1 protein-coding gene and 1 pseudogene are annotated in these 1714 nt (G+C 43.5%); one reads left to right on the forward strand and one right to left on the reverse strand.

All coding sequences use genetic code 11. From position 1 onward, the window contains the following. Window positions 1-1037 (reverse strand): annotated as a pseudogene (locus tag F6K38_RS05675) (hypothetical protein); the annotation flags it as partial. Between the two features lie 171 nt (window positions 1038-1208). On the opposite strand from F6K38_RS05675, the gene F6K38_RS05680 reads away from it, so the two are divergent. Beyond that, the coding region (locus tag F6K38_RS05680; protein WP_287356259.1) for a gamma-glutamyltransferase at window positions 1209-1714 on the forward strand (506 nt) is incomplete at its 3' end.

The following is a 1714-nucleotide window of genomic DNA, read 5'->3' on the forward strand; positions in this document are numbered from 1 at the left end:
CAAATGGCTAGCATTTCTTCAATGTGTTCAGTGCTGAGTCTTGAGGGCTGAGTGCTGAGTGCTGAGTGCTGATTGCTGAGTGCTGTTCGCGTAGCATGCGCGTAGGGCATATGCTGAGTGCTGATTGCTGAGTAACGTAGTACTTGTCTTAACCAATCTGAATCACTTCTTCTAAGATTATTCCTATGAAACTCATCACTTTGGAACTCAGAGCTCACCAGTTTATTTAACCGATTTAACTGCTGGTTGTAACGAAGAGCAATTTGGTTAAGCTGTTGCTGGGTTAGGAATTTAATTGGGGAATGATGGCGATGATTTCCCTTGCTGCTGGGAGGATACATCTCATTAAAGTAGTCTTTAAACGATTGCCAAGCCAGACGATAATAGTTAAAATATTGATTAGTGATGCCATAGTCGTTAAGTGCTTGCTCAAGTTCTGTTTTATCCAAATATCGCAACAAGCCATAATCAGAAAACTTGATAGATTTTAACCTGAGTTCCTTGGCGACTTGATTTCTAATAATTCGCTTGAGGGCATTAAAAGCATAGGCATAAATAGAAGACTTAGGATAAAAGTTAAATCCTCTGAGGAGTTTAGCGGGGTTGCTGGCTGCTGCACTAGCAATGATGAAACATTCTTCTACAGGGTAATGTAACGCAAGATTATGAGATTTACTCAACTGATGGGCGATCGCTTGAGCTGCAGACCAACAAACAAACTGTAGATAATTGAATAAGAGCTGATCAGATAACGTTAACAATAACAGATCAGCTCTAATCACCACTATCGGAGGATTAGTCATGGATAAAATCCGGTAAATACCAGATGCTTGTCTCAACTGATATAAGAAGCAAGCAGCCCACTCGGCTTCGCTCCTATCTGGCTCAGACTCGACTAGATGTGCCATGAAATCCTCTAATCTAGAATTAGACTCAAAAACCGGCTCGATCCCCCTATTACCTTGGCGGTCTTTTAAATAAATAGATGTCGAAAACGGTTTGATACCTGAGTTGTTATCTGAGTTGTTAGTAGGCATTGATTCTTTCCCCTAACTTGTAGTAGCGCTTTCGCCTAACTCCTAACTTGAACCGATTCATAGGTCAAACAACTAAGTAGAAGGAAACCTCATTAGTTACTTGGTACTCAAACTTAGGGGTTATGCAGCTTCTCTCTAAAATAACTAGATAATAGTTCACCAGAGAAAATTATGCTCAAGGGTAACTTAAGCAATTATCCCTACCCATCAAGACGAAGGGTAGTCATGGGTAATCGATTTGCCGTAGCCACCAGCCAATCCCTAGCCACCCTAGCTGGTATGGAAATGTTTTGGGCTGGAGGCAATGCTGTAGATGCTGCTATAGCCACAGCGATCGCATTGACAGTGGTTGAACCTACTTCCAATGGTATTGGTTCGGATGCCTTCGCCTTAGTATGGGATGGTAAACTCCATGGCATCAATGGTTCTGGCAAAAGCCCTCAACACCTGACCCTTGAGCATTTTGCTGGTATGAGTCAAATTCCTGCTATCGGCTGGTTATCGGTAACAGTGCCAGGAGCGGTATCAGCATGGCGTAGTTTGTGGCAACGGTGGGGAAAGCTACCCTTTGAGCAATTGTTTGCCCCAGCGATTCGATACGCCGAAGCGGGATTTCCAGTCTCTCCAGTCACAGCAAGAGCTTGGAAACAAGCGGAAGCTCTGTACCTCCCCCTGAC

Source organism: Moorena sp. SIO3B2 (assembly GCF_010692525.1).
Lineage (GTDB): Bacteria > Cyanobacteriota > Cyanobacteriia > Cyanobacteriales > Coleofasciculaceae > Moorena > Moorena producens.